Origin of the sequence: uncultured Oscillibacter sp., assembly GCF_900544955.1 — a bacterium.
Lineage (GTDB): Bacteria > Bacillota > Clostridia > Oscillospirales > Oscillospiraceae > Oscillibacter.
In genome coordinates, this window is sequence record NZ_UQXD01000015.1 from 20,624 (window position 1) to 45,983 (window position 25,360).

Annotated in this window: 30 protein-coding genes and 2 tRNA genes; 6 read left to right on the forward strand and 26 right to left on the reverse strand. The window is 60.6% G+C overall.

The genetic code is table 11. From position 1 onward, the window contains the following. Positions 1-75 precede the first annotated feature (75 nt). Positions 76-1,041, forward strand: coding sequence for a LysR family transcriptional regulator (locus QZS21_RS05330; protein ID WP_295581060.1), 966 nt, complete (start codon positions 76-78; stop codon positions 1,039-1,041). A 302-nt stretch (positions 1,042-1,343) separates the two neighbouring features. After that, positions 1,344-1,646, forward strand: coding sequence for a 4Fe-4S cluster-binding domain-containing protein (locus QZS21_RS05335; protein WP_295581062.1), 303 nt, complete (start codon positions 1,344-1,346; stop codon positions 1,644-1,646). A gap of 37 nt (positions 1,647-1,683) precedes the next feature. Here the strand turns inward: QZS21_RS05335 and QZS21_RS05340 are convergent, their stop codons facing one another. The 4 genes from QZS21_RS05340 to QZS21_RS05355 all read right to left on the reverse strand — a co-directional run bounded on the left by QZS21_RS05340 (position 1,684) and on the right by QZS21_RS05355 (position 5,906). After that, positions 1,684-1,875 carry a hypothetical protein gene (locus QZS21_RS05340; protein WP_295581064.1) on the reverse strand — a complete coding sequence of 64 codons (192 nt, stop codon included), beginning with the start codon at positions 1,873-1,875 and terminating at the stop codon, positions 1,684-1,686. A gap of 339 nt (positions 1,876-2,214) precedes the next feature. Further along, positions 2,215-4,965 carry a helicase associated domain-containing protein gene (locus QZS21_RS05345; protein WP_295581066.1) on the reverse strand — a complete coding sequence of 917 codons (2,751 nt, stop codon included), beginning with the start codon at positions 4,963-4,965 and terminating at the stop codon, positions 2,215-2,217. Between the two features lie 370 nt (positions 4,966-5,335). After that, positions 5,336-5,412: transfer RNA gene (locus QZS21_RS05350), tRNA-Arg, on the reverse strand. Positions 5,413-5,534: 122 nt separating this feature from the next. Further along, the gene (locus QZS21_RS05355; RefSeq protein WP_295581068.1) at positions 5,535-5,906 is read right to left on the reverse strand and encodes a metal-dependent transcriptional regulator; all 372 of its coding nucleotides are present in this window, start codon (positions 5,904-5,906) and stop codon (positions 5,535-5,537) included. Positions 5,907-6,097: 191 nt separating this feature from the next. On the opposite strand from QZS21_RS05355, the gene QZS21_RS05360 reads away from it, so the two are divergent. Next, positions 6,098-6,173: transfer RNA gene (locus tag QZS21_RS05360), tRNA-Ala, on the forward strand. 181 nt (positions 6,174-6,354) lie between these two features. On the opposite strand, the gene QZS21_RS05365 is transcribed toward QZS21_RS05360, so the two are convergent. Then, complete coding sequence (locus QZS21_RS05365) at positions 6,355-6,606, reverse strand: helix-turn-helix domain-containing protein (protein WP_295581070.1); 252 nt, start codon at positions 6,604-6,606, stop codon at positions 6,355-6,357. Between the two features lie 152 nt (positions 6,607-6,758). Continuing rightward, complete coding sequence (locus tag QZS21_RS05370) at positions 6,759-6,926, reverse strand: SOS response-associated peptidase family protein (protein WP_295581072.1); 168 nt, start codon at positions 6,924-6,926, stop codon at positions 6,759-6,761. A gap of 352 nt (positions 6,927-7,278) precedes the next feature. On the opposite strand from QZS21_RS05370, the gene QZS21_RS05375 reads away from it, so the two are divergent. After that, the gene (locus QZS21_RS05375) at positions 7,279-7,413 is read left to right on the forward strand and encodes a hypothetical protein (protein WP_295581075.1); all 135 of its coding nucleotides are present in this window, start codon (positions 7,279-7,281) and stop codon (positions 7,411-7,413) included. A gap of 543 nt (positions 7,414-7,956) precedes the next feature. On the opposite strand, the gene QZS21_RS05380 is transcribed toward QZS21_RS05375, so the two are convergent. The 13 genes from QZS21_RS05380 to QZS21_RS05440 all read right to left on the reverse strand — a co-directional run bounded on the left by QZS21_RS05380 (position 7,957) and on the right by QZS21_RS05440 (position 18,196). Beyond that, complete coding sequence (locus QZS21_RS05380; RefSeq protein WP_295581077.1) at positions 7,957-8,544, reverse strand: D-Ala-D-Ala carboxypeptidase family metallohydrolase; 588 nt, start codon at positions 8,542-8,544, stop codon at positions 7,957-7,959. Continuing rightward, on the reverse strand, positions 8,541-9,002 hold the full coding sequence (locus QZS21_RS05385; protein ID WP_295581079.1) for a holin family protein: 462 nt from the start codon (positions 9,000-9,002) through the stop codon (positions 8,541-8,543). The genes QZS21_RS05380 and QZS21_RS05385 overlap by 4 nt, the downstream gene beginning before the upstream one ends. Before the next feature lie 15 nt (positions 9,003-9,017). Then, a complete protein-coding gene (locus tag QZS21_RS05390; RefSeq protein WP_295581118.1) occupies positions 9,018-10,355 on the reverse strand; it encodes an N-acetylmuramoyl-L-alanine amidase in 1,338 nt (445 codons plus the stop codon). Between the two features lie 147 nt (positions 10,356-10,502). After that, on the reverse strand, positions 10,503-10,910 hold the full coding sequence (locus QZS21_RS05395) for a hypothetical protein (RefSeq protein ID WP_295581081.1): 408 nt from the start codon (positions 10,908-10,910) through the stop codon (positions 10,503-10,505). Positions 10,911-10,937: 27 nt separating this feature from the next. After that, the gene (locus QZS21_RS05400; RefSeq protein WP_295581083.1) at positions 10,938-11,732 is read right to left on the reverse strand and encodes a DUF6273 domain-containing protein; all 795 of its coding nucleotides are present in this window, start codon (positions 11,730-11,732) and stop codon (positions 10,938-10,940) included. Between the two features lie 12 nt (positions 11,733-11,744). Then, entirely contained in the window at positions 11,745-12,455 is a 711-nt protein-coding gene (locus tag QZS21_RS05405) for a hypothetical protein (protein ID WP_295581084.1), read from the reverse strand. Then, complete coding sequence (locus QZS21_RS05410) at positions 12,448-12,990, reverse strand: putative phage tail protein (protein ID WP_295581086.1); 543 nt, start codon at positions 12,988-12,990, stop codon at positions 12,448-12,450. Before QZS21_RS05410 ends, QZS21_RS05405 begins: the two co-directional genes overlap by 8 nt. Positions 12,991-13,132: 142 nt before the next feature. After that, entirely contained in the window at positions 13,133-14,224 is a 1,092-nt protein-coding gene (locus QZS21_RS05415; RefSeq protein WP_295581088.1) for a baseplate J/gp47 family protein, read from the reverse strand. Beyond that, complete coding sequence (locus QZS21_RS05420) at positions 14,217-14,639, reverse strand: DUF2634 domain-containing protein (protein WP_295581090.1); 423 nt, start codon at positions 14,637-14,639, stop codon at positions 14,217-14,219. Before QZS21_RS05420 ends, QZS21_RS05415 begins: the two co-directional genes overlap by 8 nt. Then, entirely contained in the window at positions 14,636-15,031 is a 396-nt protein-coding gene (locus tag QZS21_RS05425; RefSeq protein ID WP_295581092.1) for a DUF2577 family protein, read from the reverse strand. Before QZS21_RS05425 ends, QZS21_RS05420 begins: the two co-directional genes overlap by 4 nt. A gap of 20 nt (positions 15,032-15,051) precedes the next feature. Continuing rightward, positions 15,052-16,035, reverse strand: coding sequence for a hypothetical protein (locus QZS21_RS05430; protein ID WP_295581094.1), 984 nt, complete (start codon positions 16,033-16,035; stop codon positions 15,052-15,054). A 1-nt stretch (position 16,036) separates the two neighbouring features. Then, positions 16,037-16,678 carry a LysM peptidoglycan-binding domain-containing protein gene (locus QZS21_RS05435; protein ID WP_295581096.1) on the reverse strand — a complete coding sequence of 214 codons (642 nt, stop codon included), beginning with the start codon at positions 16,676-16,678 and terminating at the stop codon, positions 16,037-16,039. Between the two features lie 3 nt (positions 16,679-16,681). Continuing rightward, on the reverse strand, positions 16,682-18,196 hold the full coding sequence (locus QZS21_RS05440; RefSeq protein WP_295581098.1) for a tape measure protein: 1,515 nt from the start codon (positions 18,194-18,196) through the stop codon (positions 16,682-16,684). Between the two features lie 637 nt (positions 18,197-18,833). Here QZS21_RS05440 and QZS21_RS05445 point away from each other — a divergent pair. Continuing rightward, the gene (locus QZS21_RS05445) at positions 18,834-19,169 is read left to right on the forward strand and encodes a hypothetical protein (protein WP_295581100.1); all 336 of its coding nucleotides are present in this window, start codon (positions 18,834-18,836) and stop codon (positions 19,167-19,169) included. A gap of 202 nt (positions 19,170-19,371) precedes the next feature. Here QZS21_RS05445 and QZS21_RS05450 read toward each other — a convergent pair whose 3' ends face one another. From QZS21_RS05450 to QZS21_RS05475, 6 genes are all read right to left on the reverse strand, one after another. Further along, positions 19,372-19,770 carry a phage tail assembly chaperone gene (locus QZS21_RS05450; RefSeq protein ID WP_295581102.1) on the reverse strand — a complete coding sequence of 133 codons (399 nt, stop codon included), beginning with the start codon at positions 19,768-19,770 and terminating at the stop codon, positions 19,372-19,374. 481 nt (positions 19,771-20,251) lie between these two features. After that, positions 20,252-20,686, reverse strand: a complete 435-nt coding sequence (locus QZS21_RS05455; RefSeq protein WP_295581104.1) for a phage tail tube protein — start codon at positions 20,684-20,686, stop codon at positions 20,252-20,254. Between the two features lie 15 nt (positions 20,687-20,701). Next, positions 20,702-21,787, reverse strand: coding sequence for a phage tail sheath C-terminal domain-containing protein (locus QZS21_RS05460; RefSeq protein ID WP_295581106.1), 1,086 nt, complete (start codon positions 21,785-21,787; stop codon positions 20,702-20,704). Next, positions 21,780-22,265 carry a hypothetical protein gene (locus QZS21_RS05465; protein ID WP_295581108.1) on the reverse strand — a complete coding sequence of 162 codons (486 nt, stop codon included), beginning with the start codon at positions 22,263-22,265 and terminating at the stop codon, positions 21,780-21,782. The genes QZS21_RS05460 and QZS21_RS05465 overlap by 8 nt, the downstream gene beginning before the upstream one ends. Before the next feature lie 139 nt (positions 22,266-22,404). Continuing rightward, a complete protein-coding gene (locus tag QZS21_RS05470; protein ID WP_295581110.1) occupies positions 22,405-22,632 on the reverse strand; it encodes a hypothetical protein in 228 nt (75 codons plus the stop codon). A 142-nt stretch (positions 22,633-22,774) separates the two neighbouring features. Next, the gene (locus QZS21_RS05475) at positions 22,775-22,912 is read right to left on the reverse strand and encodes a hypothetical protein (protein ID WP_295581112.1); all 138 of its coding nucleotides are present in this window, start codon (positions 22,910-22,912) and stop codon (positions 22,775-22,777) included. Between the two features lie 383 nt (positions 22,913-23,295). On the opposite strand from QZS21_RS05475, the gene QZS21_RS05480 reads away from it, so the two are divergent. Then, complete coding sequence (locus QZS21_RS05480; RefSeq protein ID WP_295581114.1) at positions 23,296-23,559, forward strand: hypothetical protein; 264 nt, start codon at positions 23,296-23,298, stop codon at positions 23,557-23,559. 669 nt (positions 23,560-24,228) lie between these two features. Here QZS21_RS05480 and QZS21_RS05485 read toward each other — a convergent pair. Further along, complete coding sequence (locus QZS21_RS05485) at positions 24,229-25,254, reverse strand: NAD-dependent epimerase/dehydratase family protein (protein ID WP_295581116.1); 1,026 nt, start codon at positions 25,252-25,254, stop codon at positions 24,229-24,231. Between the last annotated feature and the right edge of the window lie 106 nt (positions 25,255-25,360).

Consider the following 25,360-nt stretch of genomic DNA (forward strand, 5'->3'; position numbering starts at 1 on the left):
CACACATACTGTCCCTTGAAACGCTCCCGCCGGGGCGGCGTGGCCGTGCAGAATACAGAAGGAGGACACAGCCGGATGGATACGATCCTGAACCTGAATTTTCATCAGATACAGCTGCTGATGCAGGTGGAACTCCACAAAAGCATCACCAAAGCGGCGGAGGCCAGCTACGTCTCCCAGCCGTATCTGAGTCAGTTTGTATCCACCTTGGAGGAAAAACTGGGCTTCAAATTATTCTACCGGAACAAGACCATGCTGGAGCTGACAGATGCGGGGCGAAATTTTTTTGAGGAGCTCCGGCCCCTAGCCGCAGCCGCGGAGACGTTTGACAGAAAGCTCTCCGCCCTCCAGCACCGAATGACCGTCCAGAACGAGCTGACGTTTGGCCTCCCCATGTCCATCAGCACCAATTATATGAGAACCATTCTCCCGCTGTTTCGGGAGCGGAATCCGGAGGTGGATCTAAAGTATATTGAGGGAACCTCCCATCAGCTCACGAAAATGTGTCTTTCCGGCGCAGTGGATGTGGCCATGATCGGAGACATCGCTCTGCCCTGCAGCATCTCCTCCCGGGTCATTGGAACGGAGCATCTTCTCCTGGTGGCCCCGCTGCAAAGTCCCATCAGCCAGGAGGAGGCGGTCAATAATTACAGCCATCCCATCCGGCTACCGGAGGAAGCGCACCGCTTTTTGCAGGAGGCCACGTTCATTCTGAATTCGGAGGAGCAGGGCATCGGCCAGGCCTCCCGGCGGGCGCTGAAAAAACACAAAATCACTCCCCGAAAAATTGTGGAGTCCAAGGGTCCGGATACCGCGCTGTCTCTGGCGGCCAGCGGCTACGGGATGACCTTCACCATTTCCAGTTCGGCGGCAATTTATGCGAAGCAATTTGATCGAAAGGTGTGCTATTACACGCTGGGAGACCCGCCGGATCTGTGGACACGTCTTTTGATCTTCCGCCCAGGCAAACATCTGTCAAAGGCAGAGCAGGATATTTTGGATATTTGCATACAGGTCTTTGGCCAGTATGGAGCGATTTGAGCGGGCAGTTGGAACCCCTGCTCCGTGTCGGAAAAGCAGGGGCTCCGGTTTAAGTTTCACGCTTCTTTGAATGGGCCCCTTTGGCGCAGAGTTTGTCGAAGGGATGCACTAAAGGAAAAGACTCCCGGACTATGGAACCATGTGGTTCGGGCGTTGGAGAGATACGGAATTTGTTCACCTGTACGACGGCTCCAACAAAATAAAGTGAAATTCCTCCACCCTCTGTTTCATCGTCTGCTGCTTCCTGTATGCTCCGTGCCCGCCGCATATTCTAAATTGGCTGGGAGACTGCCATGCAACATATGGAACTGCTTATCAGCCCCGCCTCCGGTCTATGCAATATGCGCTGCCGATACTGCTTCCATGCGGATGAAGTCGCCAATCGAGACCTGCAAACGCCGGAGGTCATGTCCCCCAGGACCCGCGAAACGCCGATCCAGGAGTGCTTCTCTGCCAACTCGAGAAGCAGTGTCCACTCCACCTTCCAAGGCGGCGAACCCACACAGGCGGGTCTGGATTCCTTTCGGCAATTTGTCTCGTTGGTCGATCAGTATAACCAGCGCCGCGTGTCGGTACGTTATATGCAATTCAGACCAATGGCCTGAGGCTGGATCAGGCGTGGGCGGATCATTTTGCCGAACATCATTTTGGGGTCGGCATTTCTCTGGATGGCGATAAACCATCCATGATCCCCTCCGCCCCGACGTCTGCGGGAAAGGTATCTGGACGCAGATATGCCGCAATCTTGTCCTGCTGCAAAAGAGCCTTGTGGATGCCAATCTCCTGTGTGTCATCAGCCGCTTCTGCGCCAAAAGCCCCAGCAAAGTCTACCATTCTTTGAAAAAAACGGGGGCCGCGTATCCGCTGGAAACGTCTCGGGGGAAGCAGCCCCACCCTCTGACCCCAGAGTTGTACGAAGTTCCTCTGTGTCCTATTCGATGAATGGTACCGGGACGGGAAGCAGGGAAATTACATCAGCATCCGCCTGTTTGACGACGCAGTCGGGAAGAACCGGATAAAAAAGGAAAGCAACTCTTGAGGAGTTGCTTTCCTTTTCTCCAGTTGCCCTCCCTCGGGTAAAGGAAAAATGGCATACTGCGTGAACACAGAGTACAGCGCATTTTAGAAGTTCCGCTCCTCAAAATCAAAAAAGGAGCGGCGTATTGGAGGATATCAATCCACTGATTTCACACGATCCATCCTCTTCCCCTCATCGGCCCTCCACACCATGCCGATGGCCTCCAACGCCGCCACCTGTTCTGCGGACAGACGGCCCTTGGCATAGTTCACCCGAAAGGTGTTGATCCATTTTCCCAGCTTTTCCCCATTCTCTATACAGGACTGGGGAATCCGAAGATGTCCGTGTGCCTCCCGGTAGGCGGTCAAGCAGGCCAGCTTGCGCCGAAATTTCGCCGCTTTGTTGTCGTCCGGCAGGCCGAGCTGCGTCAGCCGGTCGGCCCGGTCTGCGGAAAGCGTACCCGCGGCCTTTTGCTGCCGCATTCGCTGCGCCCAGAGGCCAAGGGGCTCGTCCTCTCCCCTGCCCTCCTCCAGCGGGACGATACAGTGGCCGTTTTCCTCCACAAAGCGGCGGAGCTTGTCGCACATCGCGTCAAACCGGGCATCGGCGCGGTAGTCAAACACAATCCCGATGGCCCGGAGCAGCGCGGTCTTCTCCGAAGACACGCCTCCCTTCCGGCCGCGCTTGATCTGGCCCTGGATCCAGTCGTAGTACTTGCGCTCCGCTTTTGTGCCGTCCGTTCGGAGGCAAACGGAGCCATGTTCCCCCAGGTACTCCCGGACCTCCTCATACATGCGATGCCAGGCGTCCTCCTTGCAGTTCCATTTGACACCCAACGCCTCCAGCCGCCGCACCCGGTCTGCGGGCAGCCGGCCGCGGCCATAGAACTTTCGCTGGTCGCCGAGCCATTGCCCCAGATCGTAGCCCCGCACCCTATACCCAGCGGGAACATCGCTGTGGCCGTACTGGGCGCGAAACGTCTCCACATCCGCGCATTTCCGATCCCAAATGTAGTTGAGAATACCCGCCTGGTCCCTTTCCTCCGTCTGAAGGGCTCGCTCCCAGTCGGCATACAGCACCTGCGCCCGGCGGAGCCGCGCCCGCGGATCCTCTTCCCCCTTTGCCGCCCCGGCCTTTGTGCAGACCGGGCAGCGCCGCCCGGTGCTGATAAAATGGGCCGGCGCCGCCAGGTACTCCAGGCCGCAGACGTTGTGCCGCAGCTTGACCGGGGCAAAGGCCGTCTGATAGTCGCTCAAGACACTGTACTCGTCTCCCACCAGCGCATACACCTGCCGCACAAATTCTTCCGGCGTCTTTTTCCGGCATGGACTGGTGCAGATATGGCCGCGCCCGCTGAGAATGCTGCTGGCTGTGGTCCACCAGAGCTCTCCGCAGTGGCTGCACCGGAAGGCGTTGCGCTCACCAAGCCCCTGGAACGGCTCGCCCGCATAGGGATAGCCCCGGCGTTCAAACTCCGGCAGCAGGGCGAAAAATTTTTCCGTGCCCTGCCTGCGTCTGGACGCATTTGATTTTTCAAGCCGCCGGCGCATGGCACAAGCCGGACATCCGTGCTTGGTCAACTCCCCTAAGGTCCTGCGAAATACCGTTCCGCAGACCTTGTGCCGAATTTCCAGCGGCGTATGGCTGTCAAAATAGGCGCCGAGGATCTCATATTCGTCCCCATATTTGTTGAAAAGTCTTTGCCGGAGCTTCTCGCGTTTTTGACACCAGGGGCAGTTGTCGTTTTTCAGCATGGCCGCAGAGGAACGGGTGAACGTCCGGCCGCAGGCTTCGCACAAGAAGGTCAAATGCGTATCGCTGTTCCTGTCTGCTTCCAGGACCGCAATGCCGGGAGGCAGGCTGCGCAATCGATCCTCCCACTCTCTCCTGGCAGCCTCCGCCCGCCGCAGATGCTCCGCGTGCCGCTGCTCCTTGACCGCCCGGAGCGCCTCCCGCCGCTCCCTCTCCTGCCGGAGGCGTTCCCGCTTTTCCTCTTGCAGCCGCCGGTTCTCCTGTCTGCGCAGCAACTGCGGCGTCATTCCGTCATAGAGCCCGTCTTCCCGGGCCTTCTGCAACCTGCAACACACGGCGCCGGCACTCATATGCACGATCTCGCCAATTTGGCTCTGGGTATATCCCTGCTTGCTGAGTGCAATCATCTGCAAGACGACGGACTGATTGGCGCTCTGACGCACGGCATCCCAGTTCACGGTATCAAGGGGATAAAAGGCCAACTTTTTGACGGCTTCGCCGCGAATCCAGTTCGGGTCCGATCTGCGGCAGTCCAGCTCCACATACCCCAGATGGAGTACCTGGGTGGCGTACCGCGCCTTCTCCGCATCAATCCGCTGGATCTCATCCAGGGGATACCCGCCGACGCGCTCAAAGGTTCCCGGCTCATAGTGCTGCTGTCCATGGGTCTCGATGACCAGCCCGCGTTCCCCATCGTAAAAGTCATATCTGTAATACGTGTTCCGTCCGTCTAACACAACTCTGACGGTATACTGATGCACAAAAGGGACCTGCATCTGCTCCAGCAGCGCGATCACATAGCGCTCGGAGTAGCTCACCCCATTGGCGCAGTACGGACAGGGCACCTGTCTCCTCTTGTGAACATTGTTGATGCTCTTCCCACGGACAATCTTGCCGCATTGCTGACAGTAGAAATCCGCTTTGTCATGACACCCGCAGGGGCGTTCGCGGGGAATCGCCTGGTCCACAAACCAAGCGGCAAACTCCGGGTCCGCCTCCAGAATCGTAGGGTGGTTGCACTTTTTGCAGGTTTTCAGCCGTCCCGATTTGAGGTATTCCTCCATGACCCCATATTGATGGCCTTTTTCACATTGGAGAAGATATTGCTTTCGGAACACCTGATCCGCATGCTGCACGCGCGTCCGATCTACCACAGTCATCGTCCCATGCCGGGTTTCAAAGGTGTCCCCCAGTTGATATAAGTAGCGCCTGTGCCTGCTTCTCTCCTCGCCCTCCACCATATCCCCCATCTCATACACACCCAACCGGGTATTTGATTTATCTATTTAACAGATGCGACTGCGGCAACCGTTTTGCGTTCGCACGAAAAGCTGTATAGGAATATTGCACCGGGGCGACCATTACAAAGATATGGACACCCACGCCAGGTTTCCCTGAAAAAAGCTGCCGTCTATGCGGAGCAGGCCTTTGATGAAAGTCTCATGAAAAAACAGCGCATGGGCACCTCTACGGGTACAGAAAAAAGAAAAACCCTAGAGCCGTTGAAGCTCTAGGGAAATTTCTTGGTACGCCCGACTGGATTCGAACCAGCGGCCTTCAGAGTCGGAGTCTGACGCGCTATCCAACTGCGCCACGGGCGCATCTACCCAAGACATATCATCCATATGTCTACGACAGTATAGCAGTTTTTTTCCCCGCTGTAAAGTCTTTCTTTTCAATTTTTCAAAAAAATTATCCAGAGGCCTTCCGCCCCGGCCCGCCGTCAGGCCTCGTGCTGCTCCACAAACACCCGGATTTTGGAAAAGGTCTCCTCGCTGACATCGTGCTCCACCTTGCAGGCATCCTCCGCAGCCGTCTCCGGCGAAACCCCCAGCATGGTGAAGAGCTTGGTCAGCGTCTTGTGCCGCCCATAGATGCGGCTGGCCACCTCCATACCGCTCTCGTTCAGGGTGATGGCGCCGTCCGGCGCCATGGAGATATATCCGCTCTCCCGCAGCTTTTTCATAGCAATGCTGACACTGGGCTTCGAGTAGCCCAGCTCATTGACAATATCAATGGAGCGCACATAGCCGCGCCGCTCCTGTAAAATCAAAATGGATTCCAAATAATCCTCCGCGGACTCATGTATCACCAAAATAGTCCCTCCTTTGCACGCGGCACCGCATCCTATTTGAATCATGTTACCAAGTTTTCCGTCCGATTGCAAGGCCTTTCCCGCGGTTTTCCCCTCGCCGGAAAAGAAAAAAGAGGGTTGACATTTTTCTCCCGCCCTGCTATACTATCCACTGTTCCACGCGGCATTCCAAAATGTTCTTTCCCGCATTCGGGGGTATAGCTCAGCTGGGAGAGCGCTTGACTGGCAGTCAAGAGGTCTGCGGTTCGATCCCGCATATCTCCACCAAAAGGTTGCAGGAATTAGGTTGCATTGCCTAATTCCTGCAACTTTTTTATTTTATCTGTTAATGTAAAAGTCTATATAAATTTATTCTATTACTAATCATACTAATCAAAACAATCCGCTTATACACAAAAAAGCGAAAGGTATCAACGACATTTACCCAGAATTCCCGCACCGCCTGTTTTCAGGTACTTGACACCGGAACAGAAAACCCCATCTCCTCCACGAATGCACCCACGTCCAGCTCGAATAGGGCAACGAGCAGCAGCGTGTCCTGCCAATTCGGCTTGGAGGTACCCGCTTCGATCCTCTGGTACCAACGCCTGGTGCGGTGAATGTGGTCCGCCACCTCCTGCTGCGTCATCCCCCGCTCGTTTCTTGCGGCGCAAAGGAGTCCCGCAAAAACATGGAGCGGTTTTCTCTCTTTATCGGACATAATATCCCTCCTCTATTAGGAAGAATATTCCATATTTACATTCCTGTCGACGTATACGGCGTTCGCATTGTGGAACTCGTCGAAACAGGTCGAGCAGCCTTGTCGGAATTGCCGATACAGCGAACCCCCCGGGAGTCGTTTCCCAGGGGGTTTTATTTCATCACAGCGTTCTCCAGTTCCGGCGGCACCCGGCGCAAAATCTCCGTGGCGCGGCCGCTGTCTCGCACCCATGCCCGCAGCTCCTCCCACCGCAGCACCACCGGCATACGGTCGTGGATGCCCTCCATGGACCTGTTGGCCGGGTCATTCAATGTCATCATTCATCCCCATATCCTTCTCGATCAGCCCAACAACATAGGCATTCAGGCTCATACCCTTACTCTGGGCATGGGCCTTAATTTTGTCCAAATTACCCCTAGGCACATAAAAAATGCCTCGGTCCAACTTCGCTTGATATCGCTTATTGCCTTCTAACTGAGCTTTTGTGGCCATGTACATCACCCCACAAAACTATACCACGTTTATTTTCATGTGTACATATACACTTTAAACAATTTAATGTGCACATGTTTATAAGGTTTTTCTATCGATAATCATGTGTACATGTAGTGCTATATAACCATGGAGGAGGTCAAAAGCCAAATCCAAATCTACCGGACAGGAGGTAAGCGAATGGAGACTGATCGTATGCCCCAGGCCGAGCTGATCTTGTATCTGGAAACCCTGGCTGAACTGATTGAGAGCAAGGCCACCACCGCGCAGGAGGCGGCAGCAATCCTCCGAGACAAGGCAGATAAACTCAGGTAAAAGAATAGACCACCCGCGCCTCTCACAGCTTCAGGTGGTCTAAACGAACCAGAGGAGGCGGTTAGAGCCTGCCATCCGACCGCCTCCATCCTACTACAAACCAAGATAGGATGCAAGCCGCATCAGCGGCGTGAGGGAGAACGACATGAAGTATATCGCTTATCGGATTGACACCAGCGCTATCGATATCAACAAAGTAGTATCTGGGTACTTTGTTAGAGGTCAGAGGTCAACAGATTACAATTGGCCCATGCTGTACAAGGCCAGTAGCATGGAGGACGCCAAGGACTACATGCGCAAGGCAAACGTTGGAGCGGCCCCTGTTTACGGCCCTGACGGCTACGGACTGGACATCTAAATTTCCGCCCGCCCCGGAGGTCACGAGGGCAGCCGCCCCATCTGATGATGACTGGCCGGGCACCAGTTGAAACGCCTTTCGGAGCGTCACGGGAACCCGTCGGCACCGTGGGCCAGCGCCGCCACGTTGAGATAGCTTGCACCTTGAAAACAGAAAAAACCGGAGGGCAGAAGCCCCCCGGTTCCTTACGCCTTGCCCAGCAGCCGGGCCAGCCGGTGCAGCACCATGGCGGCCTGCCGCCGGGTCAGGGGCTGGTCCAGCATCAGATCGCCGCCGTCTCCCCGCAGGATGCCCTGGGCGGTTGCCCACACCACGGCCTCCTCCGCCTCGCTGGTCTCGCTGTTCCCCGGCCAGCCGGAGACCACCGTCTCCTTGCCACTACGGCTGTCCCACCGACTCCGGGCCGCCCGAACATCCACGTGGGTGAAGGTCCGGTACACGCCGATGCCCCCGGCCTTCGGCTGCAAGAACTCCGCGTACTGGGCCACCTTCAGCGGCGTGACCCCGGCGAGGGTGATGTCCGCCGCCGTGCCCAGCAGGTGCTGGGACCGAGCCGCGCCGCCCACCTTGGCGTTGTAGGCCTGCGTCCGGTAGGCGGAGTTGATGACCACCGGCACCCCGAAGTGGTCCCGGATTTTTTGGAGCAGCGTCACCAGCTCGTCCGAGATCAGCACCTGATCGCTGCCGTCCCGACAAGCAAATTCGCTGACCTTAAAATTGGCAGAAAGAAGCTGTCCGCCGTCCTGGGCCTTAGAGTAGGTTTTGACGCTCATACACCCGTCTCCTCTCCGTTCCTTTTCGCCTCATCCCCCTGCCGCTTCATAACCTCCAGCACGTTTTTGATGCTCTCCGGCCAGGGCACTCCCATGATCACGCTGTTCTCCAAAATGGAAAGGCCCTCGTTCCCGATGTAAAAGAGGCACACCGCCGTCCGCACGAAGTCGCTGCCCGTCACCCGGTCCAGCATGGCCGCCAGCCACACGATCAGCAAGATCACGGCCTTCTTCAAAAGCCCCTTGAAGCAGGCGTTGGATTCCAGCGCCCCGCTGGCCGACTTGCTGGATTTATGCCACACGGCGGCCACCAGCAGCCCCGTGATATAGTCCGCGGCCATGAAGCCCACCAGGACCCTCAGCGCCACATCCCAGCCCCCCAGGGCCTGCGCCAGTGCAGAAATCGCCGCTGCCAGGACTCCCAGCACCACGTTCTTCGTATGTACCGCGTTTCCCATACCCTCGCCCCTCTCTTATTTCAGCGCCGCCGCCATTTTCAGCAGCAGCATCCGCACGGAATTTTCCGTATACTCCAGGGTCTTCCACCGCTGGGGGCTGTCGATGATCCCCCGGGCCGCCAGAATGTCCACCGCCGCCAGCTCCGCGTCCCCGGGCGCCTCCCAGGAGATGCCCAGATAATCCAGAATGCCCCAGGCCTCCGCCTGGGCCAGCTTGTCCCGATAGGCACCGTCCGACAGCAGCGCCGTGTCCTCCCGGTTGGTGTGAAAGCCGTGCTCGATGAGCACCGCCGGCGCCGCGGTATGTTTGAGCACATACAGCCCCGAGTCGTATACCAGCGGCGCGGAGCGCACCGCCGCCCCGGCCTCCCGCACCCGGACGAGAATCGCCTTTGCCGCCGCCTCCCGGGCGCCGCCTGGGCCGTAGAGATAGGCGCTCCATCCCCGGGCGGCGGACCAGCCGCTGCCGCCCGCCGCGTTGGAATGGAGGCTCACAAAGAGGTCCAGCCCCTCTACGGCGTTTGCCGCCCGGCACCGCGCCGCCAGGCTCACCGCCCCGCCGGATGGCCGGGTCTCCGTCACGGTCACCCCGTGGCGCTCCAGAACCGTCCTGATCCGCTTCGCCATATCCAGGGCAAACTCGTGTTCGTAATAGCTCCCGTCCGGACTCTTATTGGCCCGGTTCCCCGCGTCGTGCCCCGCGTCGTGCCCCGCGTCCAGGCACACCTTCTTCGGCCCGGTGGGTTTCTCCGCTCCGTCCGCCAGCCACAAAAGAATCAGCGTCTGGCTGGGGTCCGCCCCCTCCATCATCACCCCGGCGGACTTCACGTACAAATTCACCTTCCGCCCGCCGTCCATCATCACGGCGAAGGTGCAGCCCAGGGCGTCCGCCATGTAGTCCCGCAGCTCCTCCGGCGTCGCGGCGCCGGAGGAGCCGTCCGTGGCGCCGTAGGTTATCCAGGTGTCCGCCGTCAGCCCAACGGCCACGCGGCCGCGCCTGCCGCCCACGCCCGCGTTGTAATAGAGGGTCTTTTGCGGCGCCCCCTCCCGCACCAACAGGCAGTTTGCCACGTAGTTTTTCTTTCCGCTCTCCCCGCCCGGCGGCACCGGCACCGCCGCCGCGTCGGCCCCGGCGTCCCAGCCGACGGCCCAGTACGAATACTGTCTGTCCGCGAACAGTACCCGGCCCTCCGCCTTCACCGGGCACACGGGCCGCCAGGCCCCCGGATCGTAGAAGGAGGCCGTCAGGGCGATGTCCGGCCGCTGCTCCGCCACGATCTGGCGCAGCGGCAGGCGCCGGGTGTTCTCATAGACCGCCGCCCGCCGGATTTCTTTCAGCGGCGTCCGCTCCATATGTACCAACTCGCTCCCCCATCCTTTCCGTGCGAACCTTACCCGGCCAAAATCTCCTCCGCCTGCGCCTGGGTAATCCAGCCCCGCGCGGACGCCGCCGTCACGACGGCGGCATTTCCGGTCTTTCTGTACAGCCGCTCAATGGTCTCAAACATGGTCTTCCCCTCCCAGCAGCGTATCCAGCACCAGCGTGTCCACGGTGTCCTGCAAAGAGGCAATCTGCCCCTCCGAATAGTTCCGCTGGCTCATGGAAACGGTGATTCGCTCCTCGTAGGCCGCCGGCGCCTCCGCCGTGGCGGGAGCTGTCTCCACGGCCTCCTTCTTCAACTCCGCCCGGACGGTGTACGCCTGGTGGATGTGCTCCGCGCCCCCCTCCTCCCGGAGGGTGATGCGCTCGCAGTTCTCCGCCGAAAAGGCCGCGTCCAGGGCCTCCATGCTCTCCGTGGCCGGGAACACGAAGGAAAGCGTGTCCCGGCTCTGTCCCTGCACAAAGCGGGGCCCGCCCGTCACCAAAAGGGCGGTAAGGGTTGTTCCATCTCTCAATTGGATGTTCATGTATCTGTCTCCTTTCAATTTTCAGAATCAGACAGCCAACTCCTCCACGGTGGCATCACTCGGCAAAACCATTGCAAAGGGATAGCCGTTGATGCCCTTATGCGCCTGCTGGGTGCCCGGATCACAACTCGTGTATACAAAGTACACCAGCCGGCCGCTGACGGAGCTTGGAGTGCGAAGCCACCAGTCAGTCTGCCGATTGGCTTCGGTCAATATGCGTCGTCTTGCAAAGTTCCCACTAAAATAGGCCCAGCAGGCGCCGTCTATCACAGCAGCAGTTGCGTAACTGTCTTTGTTGGTCAGTCCGACTTCATATAAAGCCGGTATAAATAATTTGGTGCTCAATCCGTTGGCACCGCTGTATACCGTTGCGGTCGCCGCTCCCGCGCCATACGGAAGTTTAATTTGCTTGATCCTGCTCTGAACAGAACTGTGAAACAGCGCAAGCTGGGAACTGTTCAAATAAGAATGAATCCAGCTGTCTGCATATTGGTTAAAACCTTCGCTTGAAGCCCATGCCGACGAACCGGGAGAAAACTTGCGAAACAGCCAGGTTCCGTTACAGGACGCATCATACATCGCGGACGGAAGTCCCTGATGCACCACGATATACTCTTTTGGTATATCTTTCTCCTTGATCTGTACAATTGCGCCGACAGGCAGACTGCCGAGCGGCGTTCCCCCCGGATAAAATTTCCGAGCCACGCCGCTCACGTCCACATACCCCGTCTTGATCTTCCGGGCCACCCCGTTTACGCCGATATAGGAGTCTTTCACCTTCCGGGCCGCCCCGCCCACGCCGATGTACGTTCCCTTCGCCATATCTCTGCCCCCTCACTCATACACCAGGTAAACCTGCCCCGTCGCCAATCCCGCCCCGGCCCCGATGTCCCCGGTGCCCGCGCTGATGTTTTTCAAGGAGGCCGTCCCCGGGTCCGCGTTGGCGGTCACGTGGGCGGAACCGGCGCTGCTGACGTTGAATCCGGATGGGTTGTAGACATACATATTCGTCCCGTCGTTGCTGCCCCACAGCCAGGAGGGCTGGCCGCTCTGCCCGGACCAGACCCAGTTCTTGTTGCAGGAGGCCCCCACCGGAACCGCCCCCACCTCCGCCGCTGTATACCCCGGCTTACTGGCCGCCTTGGCCCAGGGATACACGTCGCTGGCGGGCAGAGAGCCGGGAAAATCCGTGATCTGGCTCTTGGAGTGGGTGTGGGCGGCCGGCGTGAACGAACCGGGCACCCCGGCAAGGTCCGTCCAGTTGTGGGTGTGGCTCAGTGCCGCATAGGCCTCATCAAAGGCCGCCTTCAGCGCGGACTGAAGCAGCTCCAGCGTGACCAGCTTCGTCTCAAAGCCGTCCTGGCTGTCCAGCACCGGCAGCTTGTCCAGCACCCTCAGCAGCTGGGCGGCCCCCGCGTTTTTCAGCAGCTGCTCCCGTTCCGCCACCTCGCGGTCCAAAGTTTCAAAGTTTTGATTCAGCACACCGATATCGGCATAATCCTCCGCACCGGGCAGATTCAACTGCAGATGTGCCGTCTTATCCATGCAGGTCACTCTCCTTCACTTCCCGCCATGTTTTGGCGGCCAACTTTTCCCAGAGGCACAGCTTCAAATTGCCCCAGGTATTATAAATGATGATGTAGTCCCACTTGAGGTGGGCAGGCATGGCCTCCCGCAGGGCCGCTGTCAAATCCTCCATATTCGGTGGGATACCGATGGTTCCCACAAAGACAATTTCCACCCTGAACTCCGTCGGGAATTCCCGTACCGCCACCTCTCCATTGGAAAAGCTCTCCGCTACGTTCTGGATCATGGCCACGGTGGTGATGCCGGCGCCCCGAAGCTTGGACTTGATTCGGCTGCGACGGAAAGACAGATCCTTGGCTGCCTCCACTGGGATACCCAGAGTCTGCTCCCAGTACCGCAGCCCCCAGGTGGCTGTGTCCACACTCAGCTGGTCCAGCACACTGTCCCGGTATTCCCACAGCGCCAGCACCTCTGGCTCCAGCGCCTCCTGCAAGTCTGCAAACTCCGCACTCCCGGCGTAAAAATCCGGGTACCGGACGATTAGTTTTCTCACGTCACCGTCACCCCCGCCTCGTCGGTCCAAAGTCCGCTTGCCTCCGTTTCCGCCTGACGGCGAAACCTGCGCCCGCTCCCTTGGACCTCCTCTCCCGGCCGGACCCACTGCGTTGGGCTCCGTCCGGGTCTTTCTCCGTTCCTCACGATACACTCACCCCCGTGAGCACCGGCACGGCGTCCGCCGGCACGGGGATGTTGGCGGTCCCACCGCCCAGCGTCAGGGCGGTGTAGTCCACCACGCCCGGGATGCTCAAAAGGAGGTATGCAATCCGGTTGTACAGCACCGTATAGGTCTTCTCCGCCAGGGTCTCCAACTGTAAATCGATGTTGTCCGCGAAGGCCTCCCGGGCCAGCTGGCGGAGATAGTCCCCCACGGCGGCTTCCAGCGCCGTCTGTACCGCCGCCTTGGTCGTGGTGCCGTCGATGGTCACGGCGGCATGAACGGCCATCTCCCGCGTCCCGGCCGCCGCCACGGTGACTGCGGCCCCCACCGGGCGCCGGCTCTCGATGTACGCCGCGCAGGCGCTCTCCACGCCGCCGTCCACCGGCTCCATCCCCGGCCCCGCCAGCAGGACCTTCACCGTGCCCGGTCCGTCCCACTTGGAGACGACCCGTGCGGCGCCCACGCCGTCCACCGCCGCGGCCCACTGCTGATAATGGTAGGGGTTGCCCGAGGTGGGCGAGCGCCGCATCCGCTCCAGATACCGCTCCAGCAGCGCCCCGTCGCTCTCCGGGTCCGCGCCGCCGGCAGCCCGGCCATTGGTATAGCCGGAGATGCCCGTGACATTTTGCAGCGTCTGGGTAATCTCCCCGGCCCCGATGTTGTAGGCCTCCCCTACCCGGGCGGCGGTCAGCGTGCCGGAGCCGGTGCCGCCGGCAAGGGTCACGGCCCCGTCCAGGAGGAACTCCAGTCCGTCCGCCGTATAAAACGGCATCCCGGCGGGCACCGTGGCCCCGTCGGCGCCGGTGAAGGTGACGGCGCAGGAGCTGAACGCACCGGCCTTGCGGACGATGCCCACCACCGCCGCCTGCTTGTCGATGTACGGCCCGGAGGCCTCCTCCAGGTAGAACATGGGCTCCAGGGCGTCCAGGCTGTGATATGCCTCGCACAGCTCCGCCGCGATGGCGGAGACCTCATCGTTGAGCTGGGACCCCTCCCGGGTGTCCAGCTCCGTTTGGATACGGCCCAGGATACGCTGCTTGACCTCCTCAACCGTCAGAGTTTCATACATCCAGATCCACCTCCCCATAAATCGTTTTCACCCGGACATGCACTGTCAGTCGGTCGCCGCCAAAGGCCGCCTCCACCTGCTCCACCCCGGTGATATAAGGGTTGGGAGCCAGCGCCTCTCGCACATACCGGGCGGCCTCACTCTCCTTCACCGCCGCCGTGAAGGGACGGCCCACCAGCTGTTCCATCTCACAGCCGTAGTCCCAGGTGTGGATGTCGAAGCGGCACCGGGCGGTCCGCAGCGCCCGCCAAATCCACGCCTTCACGGCCTCCGCCCCGGTGACGGTCACGGGCCGCCCCCGCCGGTAGAGAGGCCGCTCCCGCGCGTAGTCCCAAGCGATTTCCTTCGCCACCGGCAGGACTTCCGCCCGCTCCTCCGCCTCCGGCCGGATGGCGGGAAACAATTCCACCGTCATAGATGCACCACCTTGTCCAAAAGATAAAAAGTCTGATCGTCCTCCGTCAGCAGCAGCACCCGGTCCCCGGCCCGCAGCACCGGCTCCGCCGTGGCCAGCTCCGTGTCGGAGACCAGCAGGGTCCCCGCCACCAGGCTCACGGAATGGGTTCCGCCGTTGGCGGTGAAGCCGCCGGTGCCGCCGGAGAGCGTCACGCGCTCCCGAAAGCCCCGCAGCAGCCGCTGCGCGATATAAAACCGGGCCGCCTCCTGCGCCGTCCCCCCCACGTCCACCTGCAACGGGTCCGCCGCGCGGACAGTGCCCAGCCGCAGCCGCAGGCCCCCGGCCCGGCTCTCCTCCCCGCCGGCTCGCCGCATCAGCCGGTACAGCTTTTCAAATACGTCGCCTTCCACGTCATTCTCCTCTCCGCCGCTCATTCCGTCGGCACGCTGCCAGCCGTCTGCCTGTCCATCAGGCAGCGGAAATCCAGCACCACCTTCGTCCGGTAAATCCCCCGGGCAAGGGTGTGGGTGTCCGAGGTGACCCAGAACAGCCCGTCGGCGCCGGTGACGGGCTCGTGGACCACCACCGCGTTGCCGGAGATCAGCTTGGCGCTGCCCAGGCAGTCCGCCGTCAGCGTGGTCTGCACGCCGCTGTTCTCCAAAATTTGCTTGGCGCGTTTGGCGGGGTCGTCCCCGCCGCCGGCCTTCACGGCCTCCTGGTAGAGGCCGTAGAGTGCGCGGAGGCCGTCGGGGCTGTCGTAAACGGCCCTCTGCCGCATCTCCTCGTCGTACACCGCCACGCTGGTGACCATGCTCTCCATGCTCTCCGCGCTGGAGCAGCCCAGCAGATTGCTCCCCGGCAGAAGCCGGATACTCTCCTCCCCCAGGGCCTTCTCCACCACCTCCAGGGCGTCCTTGCGGAACCGGACCTGGTACTGCTTTCCGGTCTGCTCCGCCGCCAGGGTGTACATGGTCTGAATCACCTGATAGAGACTGCTGCCCAGAAAATTGCGGTCCAAGGCCACGCCGGTGGCCGCCAGGGCCCCCGTTTCCACGCCGAACTCTCCGCACAGCTGGGCCGCCACCGCCTCCGGCGTCATGTGCCGGTACTTCCGGTACACCTGGTTCCGTTTCAGGGAAATGCCCCGGTCGTAGGCCGTGCAGCTGTATGTTCTTCCGGCGCTGTCCCGCTCCCGGCGCTGGATGGTGCCGGAGAACAGGCAGTCCGGCCCCAGGTACAGACGACACAGCCCGCCGGTCTCGCCCAGGGCCTCCGGCAGCGCCGAAAAGCTCAGCTTCCGGGCGCAATCCGTGCTGCTCCCGGACCAGGTCGCCGTCTCCAGCTGCTCCGTGATGTTGGCAGTCCTGCCCATGTCCAGGCTCCAGGTGCGGATTTTCAAATAGTCGTTGTACATCTCAGAGCCGCTCCTTCGGCGGCAGGTTCACTGTCTGTCCCGGATAGATCAAATTGGCGTTTTGGATGCCGTTGCAGGCCGCCAGCCTGTAGGCCAGCGCCCCGTCGCCGTACTTCCGGCGGGCGATGCCCCAGAGGGTGTCCCCCTTCTCCACGGTGTAGCGCTCCGCCGCCGGCGCGGATGCCGCCGCCGGCGCCGCCCGGCCGGTGTTGCCCGTCTCGTTTTTCACCGTCGCCTCCGCCGCCAGCTCCCGGTGCTCCCGCATGGTCAGCGTCACATAGACGTCCCCGGTGCCGTCCCGCTCCCCGTAGCGCACCGGCGCCAGCAGAACGGGCACGTTCACCGGCGTACCGGTGACGATCAGCCGCAGCACGTCGCCGTCCCGGCTCCAGCCGCTCAGCCTGTCCACGATCCCATAGGGGCCTCCCTCGTACCCGGCGGCCGTATAGTTCCGGGCGGAGGCCGGCAGCAGAAAGGTCTGCTGCTCGTTGAACAGGGCCCGCAGCCCCGGCAGGTTCACCTGCCCTGTGTGGGCCATGTCCAGCTGCTCCACCGCCCGGCCCGCCTCCACCTGAAACTCCGGCGGCGTCACCGGCATCAAGAGCTGTTCGCCGGTCCTGCTGTTCAAAAATACAATCTGCATGCTTTATCCTCCATAGAGCAGCGCCCGTTCCTCCAGCCGGGTCACGATGGACGCGGCGATGGCGTCGATGTCGCTCTCCTGCCGCACCGTCACCGGCCCGCTGATGGTCACGCTGACGCCGCCGCCCGCCCGGGTCTTTTCCCGGTTCTCCGCCGCCGTCAGCACCCGTTCCCCCTGGTGGAGGACGGCCCGGTAGCCATCATAGGGCACGTACCCCAGACCGTAGGCGTGGCTGCTTCCGTCCGGGTATTCCCACTCGCCCGTGGCGTCGTTGAAGACGGCGCCTTGCATCAGCGGATTGTTTTCGAAGATGCCCTCCGCCAGCCCCTTGGTAAACTCCTGGGATTTGCGGAGTCCGGCGTCGTAGTACGCCTCATTGGTGCGGGTGTCGTCCCGGATGGCCCCCGCCAGGGCCAATTCGGATTTCAGGGCCATCTGGGCGCCCTCGCTGGCGTTGTACTCGTTCATGCCCTGGACCTTGGCCTGCATGATGAGGCGGCCCATCTCGGCGGCGTCCCCGCTGGCCTTGGCGGTCTGGTATTCCTCGGAGTTCATCATGGCATCCACGGCCTCCCGTTGATACCGCTCTTTTTCGTTTTCCAGCTCCGCCTGCCACGCACCAATAGCCCGGTTGGCCTCTTTAACAGCCTCTCCGCTCTCACCGGACAGCCAGTCCTTCTGTGCCTCCAAGCCGCTCTTTCTTCCCTCGTTGTATCCCTCGCCCATGGCGTTGTCCAGCTCCTGCTCCAGGCCTTCCACGGTGGAGGTCAGGCCGGAAAAGGTCTTACTCTGGTCTTCCATAGAGCCGCCGAATGCCTCCGCCATGGCCTGCAAAAGGATCTCGGCGGCCTCGCCGCCTGCGATCTGGCCCTTGGAGATCATGTCGTACATGGTCCCCTGGTCCACGCCCTTGGCCTCCGCCAGCATCCCCACGGCGCCGATGCCCCGGTCATTCAGCATATTCAGGTACTCCATGCTGGCCTTGTCGCTGGACTTCATCCGCCCGATGGCTGTGGCCACCGTGTTCATGTCGCTGGTGGACTGGCCCAGGGCGGCACCCGCGTCGCCGACGGTCTGGAGCACAGGAAGAATGCTGTCCGCATCGTAGCCATAGGTGGCCAGCGTTTTGCTCATGGCCGTCAGGTCATCATAGAGAAACGGCGTCTCGTTGGACATGCCCACCAGGTCCTCCAGATATTGGTCCGCCGTCTCCTGGTCTCCGAACAGCGTGCCGAAGGAGATCTTGTCCGTCTCCCGGCCGGCCGCGATGGCGCTGCCGGCGGCAAGGGACCGGTCCCGCTCGCTGATCTGCCCCTCGGTCGCCTCCTGGACATAGCTCTTGAAGGCTTCGTCTCTTTTCTGAAAATTTTGAATATACCCGCTGCCAACCCCAGCTATCGCGCCGACTCCCGCTCCAATTGCCGTGCCAAGTCCGGGAAGGATCTTTGTACCGATGGATGCGCCGGAAATTATGGAGGATAGACTATTTGAGAAGTATGTCCCAATTTCACTCCCCATGGCGCTTGAAACAAAGACATCTGCGCCCTCCTGAAATATTTGACTGACCAGATTTCCAATGCCGTTTGCTGCAAGCGCGTTTATCAGACCCCCAACGCCGGAACTCACTCCTCCGCCAGACTTTCCAGCCACGCCCTCCACGTTCTGAATTTGCTTCTCTGTGGCCTTCATGGTTCTGTTGATGGCTTCCAGCTTCCGGCGATAGTCTTCATACTCCTGCCCCGCCAGAGAAGCCGCAAGCCCATCCGCTTCCTTATGCGTCTTGGCAAACTGCCGCTGTGCCTCCTGCATGGCCCTTCTGGCTTTGTCTGTTTCTGCCTTTAATATAGATTTTTCACCAGACAGCTCATGCAGTGTTTGCTCCAAATGCTCCGCACTTTTATCAAAGCCCTTTGTCACATTGGACATATTTTTCAAAACCGAAGAATACCGGTCTTCTACCTTAATAACAATAGATGTCTCTGGCATATAACCACCTCCTTGACACAATTTTTTATTCGTGGCATGTTGAACTTAGAAATTAAAGATAGGGGCGTATGTAATATGAGAAAAAACGATCCCGTCTATGGTGTATTTTGTATGCTTATCGTTATTGCTGCCGCCCTGCTCATTTTGCTTCTTGCCATGGGGTTTTGAAATGAAAGACGCCTTTAAGCGCCGTGCGGAGATCAACCCCCGCCTGGACCAGCTCCAGAAGATGGACCCCGCCGAGGTCATGGAGGAATTCTGCGCCCTGTACGAGGAGCTTCAGAGTCTGCCCCGTCCTGCGTCCGCCCGCCCCTCCGCCCGCGGGATGTGTTATCAGCTCCGCTGGCTCATCTGGGCCGAGACCGTCGTTCTGTGCCTGATGGCGCTCCTCTTTGTTCCCGGCCTGCTTCGCTCTTATATGTACGGGGGAATTGCCGTGGTTTTGATTCTGGCCGCTCCCGCCAGCCTCGCCTGGGCGATCTGGTCCAGCGGCTACCGTGCGTAGACTTCCGCCCTCCTGCCCGGGAGGGCGGGCTTTCATCTCCCCACAGCCTCCGCCCGCTTTTCCGCCTCGTAGGCGGAGAACTCCCGGATGATCTCCTGCCACCCGTCCCGGCATTCGCAGAGCGCCCGCAGGTCCCGCAGGCCCCAGTGGTGCGCATGGAACAGGTAAAACAGATAGAGCAGTTCCGGCTCGTCCCCCGCCTCTAGGCGTTTTTTACGTCGGCAATGGTCCTGCGCAGGTACCCGGTCAGCCGCTGGATCTCCCGGCTCAGGTCCTCGATCTCACCGGGAAGCAGCCGGGCCTTGATGGCGTCCAAAGGCGTGGCCATGCCTCTGGACGGGTCCAGCAGCGCCGTGTCCCTCCAGTTGGGGTCCTCGCAGCCCTCCAGCACGATGTACAGCGCCCGCAGGCCATCATCCTTTTCCTGCAGCTCCCGCACCTTGTCGTAGGTCAGCCCCCGCAGGGTGAACACAACCGGCTCTCCGGCCAGCTCCGTCAGCCGGGGCAGCTCCACCTGCTTTTTCTCAAGGCTCTTCCGCACGTCTGGCAGCTCCGGCCGCAGCAGCACGTCCAGCGTGCTCACTTTCTTCTCGTCGCTCATACCGTTCCCTTTCCGGGCGGCAAGAAAGCCGCCCTGTCTCCCTTGACAAAGCGGCTCGTTCGGCTATAATGAAGATAGAAAGGGCGCTGTTACAAAACGGTTAGCCCCTGACAGTTCCGCAAGCAATGCTCACGTTAGCCGTTCGGTGGCAGCCGGGCGGCTAACACGCTTTTATGGTCAGTATGTAGACCGCAAGGGCCAAACACACCAGAATCCGCAGGAATTGCTTCCATCGGTGTCCCACAATTGCATCACCCCCTTTCACAAGGGAGTGGCTAACCGCTTTTATGTAACAGCGCCTGTATTCATCTTATACAGTCCGCCGCTTTTTGTCAATTCCTGCCGCCCATCCGGGCGGCCTTTTTATCATTTTTTGCAGGGCGTGTACCTGGCGAAAATTCCCCGACCCAGGCGCCTTGGGCGCCGCTCACCAGTCCACAGACTGGTGGTGGGGAATTGAAAGGGGGAGCCCGCTCCCTCTTTATCCGGCATTCACTTTATCCAGGTACTCCACGCCGGTGGCCTGGAAGGGGATGGTGATGCTCCCGGCCTTGGCGGCCTCCCAGTCCATCACCGTCTCCTCGTCATAGCTCACGCCGTACACGGCCACCCGCTCCGCGCCGTAGGCGTCCGGGTCCGCCAGCTTGCCCACCAGGGTCTTGCGCAGGTCCCGGCCCGTCATAGCGGCGGCCACGTCCTCCGCCCCCCGGGTATACACCTTGTGCAGCGTCATGCTGCCGGTGATCTTCACACCGGTGAGCTTCCGGTCCTCCGCCATCTGTCCGCACAGGCTGATGGTGTCAAAGTTCTTCGTCAGCTTCACCTGGAAGGCCGAGACCTCTGCCACCTCGGCGCCCTCCTCCCAGATTTGGCCCCAGGTGCCGTTCATCACACGGGCTGCGTTCTCAAATGCCATGTTTCATTACCTCCCTCAAAGATCAATCTGCACGGCCACATCTTCCATGGCGTCGATGGGCGTCACGAAAAGCTGTAAAAACACGTGGGTGCCGGTGTTGGCCTCCTTGACCTCCTGCTCGCTCATCTCTGCGGTGGGCACACCCGCCTCCTGCAGCCAGGCGTCCTGGGCGTCCACGTCGATGCCAACGGTGAAATCCGCTTCGATGAGGCCGTCCTTGGCCAGCGCCTGCAAATAGACGGAGACGGCCGTCACCAGCTGCAGCTTGTTGTCGTAGCTGTTGGACACCTTTCCGATGTACTGGTCCTGAATCGTCAACCGGATGTCCTGCTGCATCATGTCCAGCAGCTCCACAATCTTGATTTTCTTCCACACCTCGCTCTTCCCGGTCACGGTGGTCAGGGCATTCACGCCCCGCCCCAGCTTCACCTTCTCGCCGTCGTGGTACAGGATCAGCTTGCCGGCCCCCACGGCCTCGTCCATCTCCGCCAGGGTCATCCGGCGGATGTCCGTCACCTCCGGCAGCGCCACGTAGGTCACGGACTGGGTCATGGGGGTTCCCGCGATCAGCCCGGCAATCCGGCCGCAGTAGCCCGCGGCGTCGTAGGTGGCGCCGTCCGCCAGAATCCCGTCGGCGGCAAAGTTCACGACGGCCTCGCTGTCCGCTGCCAGGTTCGGCAGCACCGCCTTGTACACGGCGTGGTTGTCGCTGCGCTGGTTCACGATCCAGGTCTTCACCACCGCCGCCTCGGCGGCTGTGAGATCGTCCGGCCCCGCCAGATAGTCGAATTTCTGCGTGGCCAGCCAGGTCAGCGCCGCGCTGTCCGCCGTCAGGGTGTCCGCTGCGCCCATCACGTACAGCAGCACCTTCCTGGGGGGATTCCCGTTCCCCAGAAACACCCGCCGGACAGACGCCTGATTGGCCGTCCCCAGCGTCTTGGGAATCTGCGCCGTGGAGGTCAGCGTATACGTCAGGGCCTCCTCGTCCGCCGCCGCGTCCCGGATCAGAAAGGCCACCGTGCCCTTCCGGCTTCTGGCCGCCGCGGTGTTTGCCCGCTCACGGAATGCCACCGTCAGCGTCGGCATGGTCAATTTACTCATGGTTTGTTTCCTCCTTTGTGATATACCTTGTGGATAGTTCCCGCATCGCGGGCAGCAGCTCCGCCGGGCAGTACGCCTCGCGGGCCACCGCCAGTTCCAGGGCCAGCGTCACCACCGCGCAGTCGTACAGGCTGGTGTCTGCCGTGAGAGCCGTCACCTGCATAGCCCGGTCCTCCACCGGCACATACCCGGAGGCGAAAGCTCCCAGCAGCGCCATGGCCCGCAAATCCAGCACCGGCAGGTGAGAATTGTGCACCTGGTCCACCTCGCTGAAGGTGGTCAGCTTGTACTGATACCGCAGCCCCACCAGGCTCCGTCCCAGGGACCGGGTGTCCAATTCCAGCTTCACCAGTTCCACCAGGCTGCAGGGCCGCTGAAAATTCTCCGGCGTCACGTCCACATATATCCGCTCCCCTGGAATTGCCGCCTCCACCGCTGCCCTCACGGCGTCCGTTGTTTTTTCCGGCGTGATGTTCACAGCCGCCTCCTTTCTAAGCGGCGACGCTGCCGCTCCATAAACCGTCACCGTCCCGGGAAATTTGCACGCCGCCGGGCATATGCTTCGCTCTTTTTTGATTTCTCCGTTTTGCACAAAAAACTCTCCCGCGATTTGACTGTCATGCATCATCTAGTTCCGCAAGCTCCTCCAGCCAGTCCGTGATACCCTTTCTGGCCGCCGGGACGGCGGCCCGCATCGCGTCCGGTTTGGTCCAGCTGTGAAACTGTCTGCCCGGCACATAGAGCCTGCCGCTTCTGATCCGCGGCTGATACCGCTTGGCCCTGCCGGAGGGCGGCCGGATGCGGTGTCCCTTCTCCAGATACTGCGTAATATCTGCGGACGTCACGATGCGGTCCTCCGTCCGGTTCACCGATACATCTTCAAACGCCGGTGAAACCGCCACATAGCCGCCCCTGCTGCCCCGCCGCAGCTCCTGCCACCTCTGGACCCGCCCCCGCCGGTCTCCGACGCGCTGGTTGATCTGCTTTTTAAGCAGCGGCTAAACCGCCTTTCCCGCCGCGTACAGCGCCGTCGCCTTCGCCTCGGGCAGCTTTTTCCAGCCGCCGCGCCCAGACCCGCCAGAAGGTGTCCCACGCGCCCTTATCCAGCCGGCTCTGCTGGCTCATCAGCAGTCCTCCTTCCGCCGCATCTCATACTCGTTTTTGTACGGGTATGTCATGTAATTCATCTCCCTTCGGTTGACACTCGAAACAGCTTTCTGCCCGTGATATACTTTTCTTGCGGTTTATATCGGGGGCGGCACCTGTAGAACTTGCACGGTGCCTTGCCCCGGACATGCGGGTTGCCCTTGCCGCCATGCTTTCCCGGCGGTTTGTTTCTCTATGGTTATTACTATAGTTCCGTTTTTGGATACCTCCGAGGAAGTGATTCCATTGGACACAGTTGATCGTTTATTTGATCTTTTGGCAGAATCAAGTCTAAGTCAGCAGGATCTCGTAAATAGAATTGGCGCGAAAAAAATGCAATTACACGTTGGAAAACACGTGAATTGCAGTCTTACACAAAATATTTGTCACAAATTGCTGAAGTCCTGGAAACCACTACTGAATATCTTCTACCAGGCAAGGGCTCTAAACACAAGGAAAAAACCGTGTCCGATTCAGACGCCATCAGCAAGGGCGATATCATGGCCGCGTTTTTCGAAGGCGGCGAGGACCTGTCAGACGAAGAGATGGACGAGCTTTGGGCCGATGCGAGAGACTATATCCAATACAAGCTCGCCCAGAGGAGGAAAAAGCAGGATGGAAAATAAGCTCCTGGGACTGTACGGTTACGCCGGAAGCGGCATCTGATCTCCGCAGAGGCACTGGACGCAGCCGTGGCCAACGGCTGCGTGGACCCCTGGTCTCTGTCGGGCATTTCGGTGCAATACCGGAATTTATATGCAAAGCCGTCTGCTGATATCTACGGCAACCTAGCGGATGAGCTGTATTATTGAACCCGCCTGGGGCGGTAATCAATTGTCCATCTGGATAAACGGAGGAAACACTATGGGATTTTTGTCGAAAGAGATGACCTACACCTCGCTTCTTTTCAGAAGCGAGGTTTTTCTTTTGTCCGATGGCCGTCCGCACCGCCGCCCAACATGCAAGCGGCGGCCTTCCCCGCTTCCTGCGGGGAAGGCCGCCGTCGCCGGAAAGAGGGTAGGCGCCGGAGAGCCCGGCAGGCTCCGCTGAAACGGAAAAAAGGAACACCGCCCTCCAAAGTCGGGCACCGTCGGCATGGCGACGCACCCGGAGGCAGTGTTCCTCTCACGCGCAACTTACCGAAAAATGCGCGTGCTGTCCGTAAGAAAGAGCACCCGGCCGCCGCCAACGGGTTCGGGGGACTTCCCCGAGGCACCGTGGCTGGCTCCGGGCGCTCTTTTGTCCGCAATCGCAAAGAGCAGCGGCCTTGAATGGGAGCGAAGGGGCGGAGCCCCTCAGTTCAGCGGTCCCATGCACGTCTCCAGCTCCCGGGCGAATCGCTCGTAGGCGGCGCAGATGCGGTCCTCCACCTGTTCCTTTTCCGCATCGTAGGGGAAGTCCGTCTCCTCCCACCACTGCGCCAGCTGGCGGACGCCCTCCTCCAGGGTGACCTTGGGCGCGTAGGCCGGAGCGGCTGTTTGGAATTTCTCGTTGGAGAAGCAGGAGAAGTGGACCTTTTCAAAATTCAGATGCTCGCAGACTCCCGGGGCGCACTTTCGCAGCAGCGCGGAGGGCACGTAGTAGAGAAGGGGCTCCCTGCCCGCCACATGGCCCAGGGCCCGGTAGAGGTCCTCCCAGACCACTGTCTCCGTATTGGTGACGTGGAAGCAGTCCCGGTAGGTCCGCTCATTTCCGCAGGCCAGCAGAAACGCCGCCGCCAAATCCGGCACAAAGGTAAAGCTCCACGGGATCACGCCCTCTCCCGTCATGACCACCGGCTTCCCCTCCCGGATCCGGCGCAGGACGTTCCGGTTCTGGCGGAGCATGCCGAAGTTGGCGGCCCCGGCGCCGAAGGTCAGCGAGGGTCTGAGAATCGTGATGGCCGCCGGGGACGACGCCATCTCCCCCTGCAGGTAGCGCTCCATCTCCGCCTTTTGAAAACCGTACTGAAACGCGGGGTCCGTCCGCAGGCCCTCGCACGACTCCCGAATCGGGAAGCTGTGGTAGGGCCGGTCGTAGGCGGCGATGGAGGAGGTGAAAATCAACTGCTTTGCCCGGTGGCGGAAGGTCTCCACGGTCTGCCGGGCATCCTCCTCCCGGAAGCAGATCATGTCGATCACCACCTCCGCGTCCACCGTGGACATCAGCCGTGCAAAGCCCTCCTTGTCGTGGCGGTCGCCGGTGAGAACCCGCACCTTCCCCGCAGAGGGGCTGGTCCGCGTACCCCGGTTGAAGATCGTAACCTCATGTCCCTGCTCCAGCGCCTGCCGGACGATCTCCCTGCTGATGACGCCTGTTCCCCCTAAAATGAAGAGTTTCATGTCATTCCTCCCGACTGGCGGGCGGATCGCTCCGCTGTGCGTCCGCCTCTTCCTCCTGTTGAGCCGCCTTGGCGGCGTGAATATCCTGGCGGATGCGGTGGCGGGT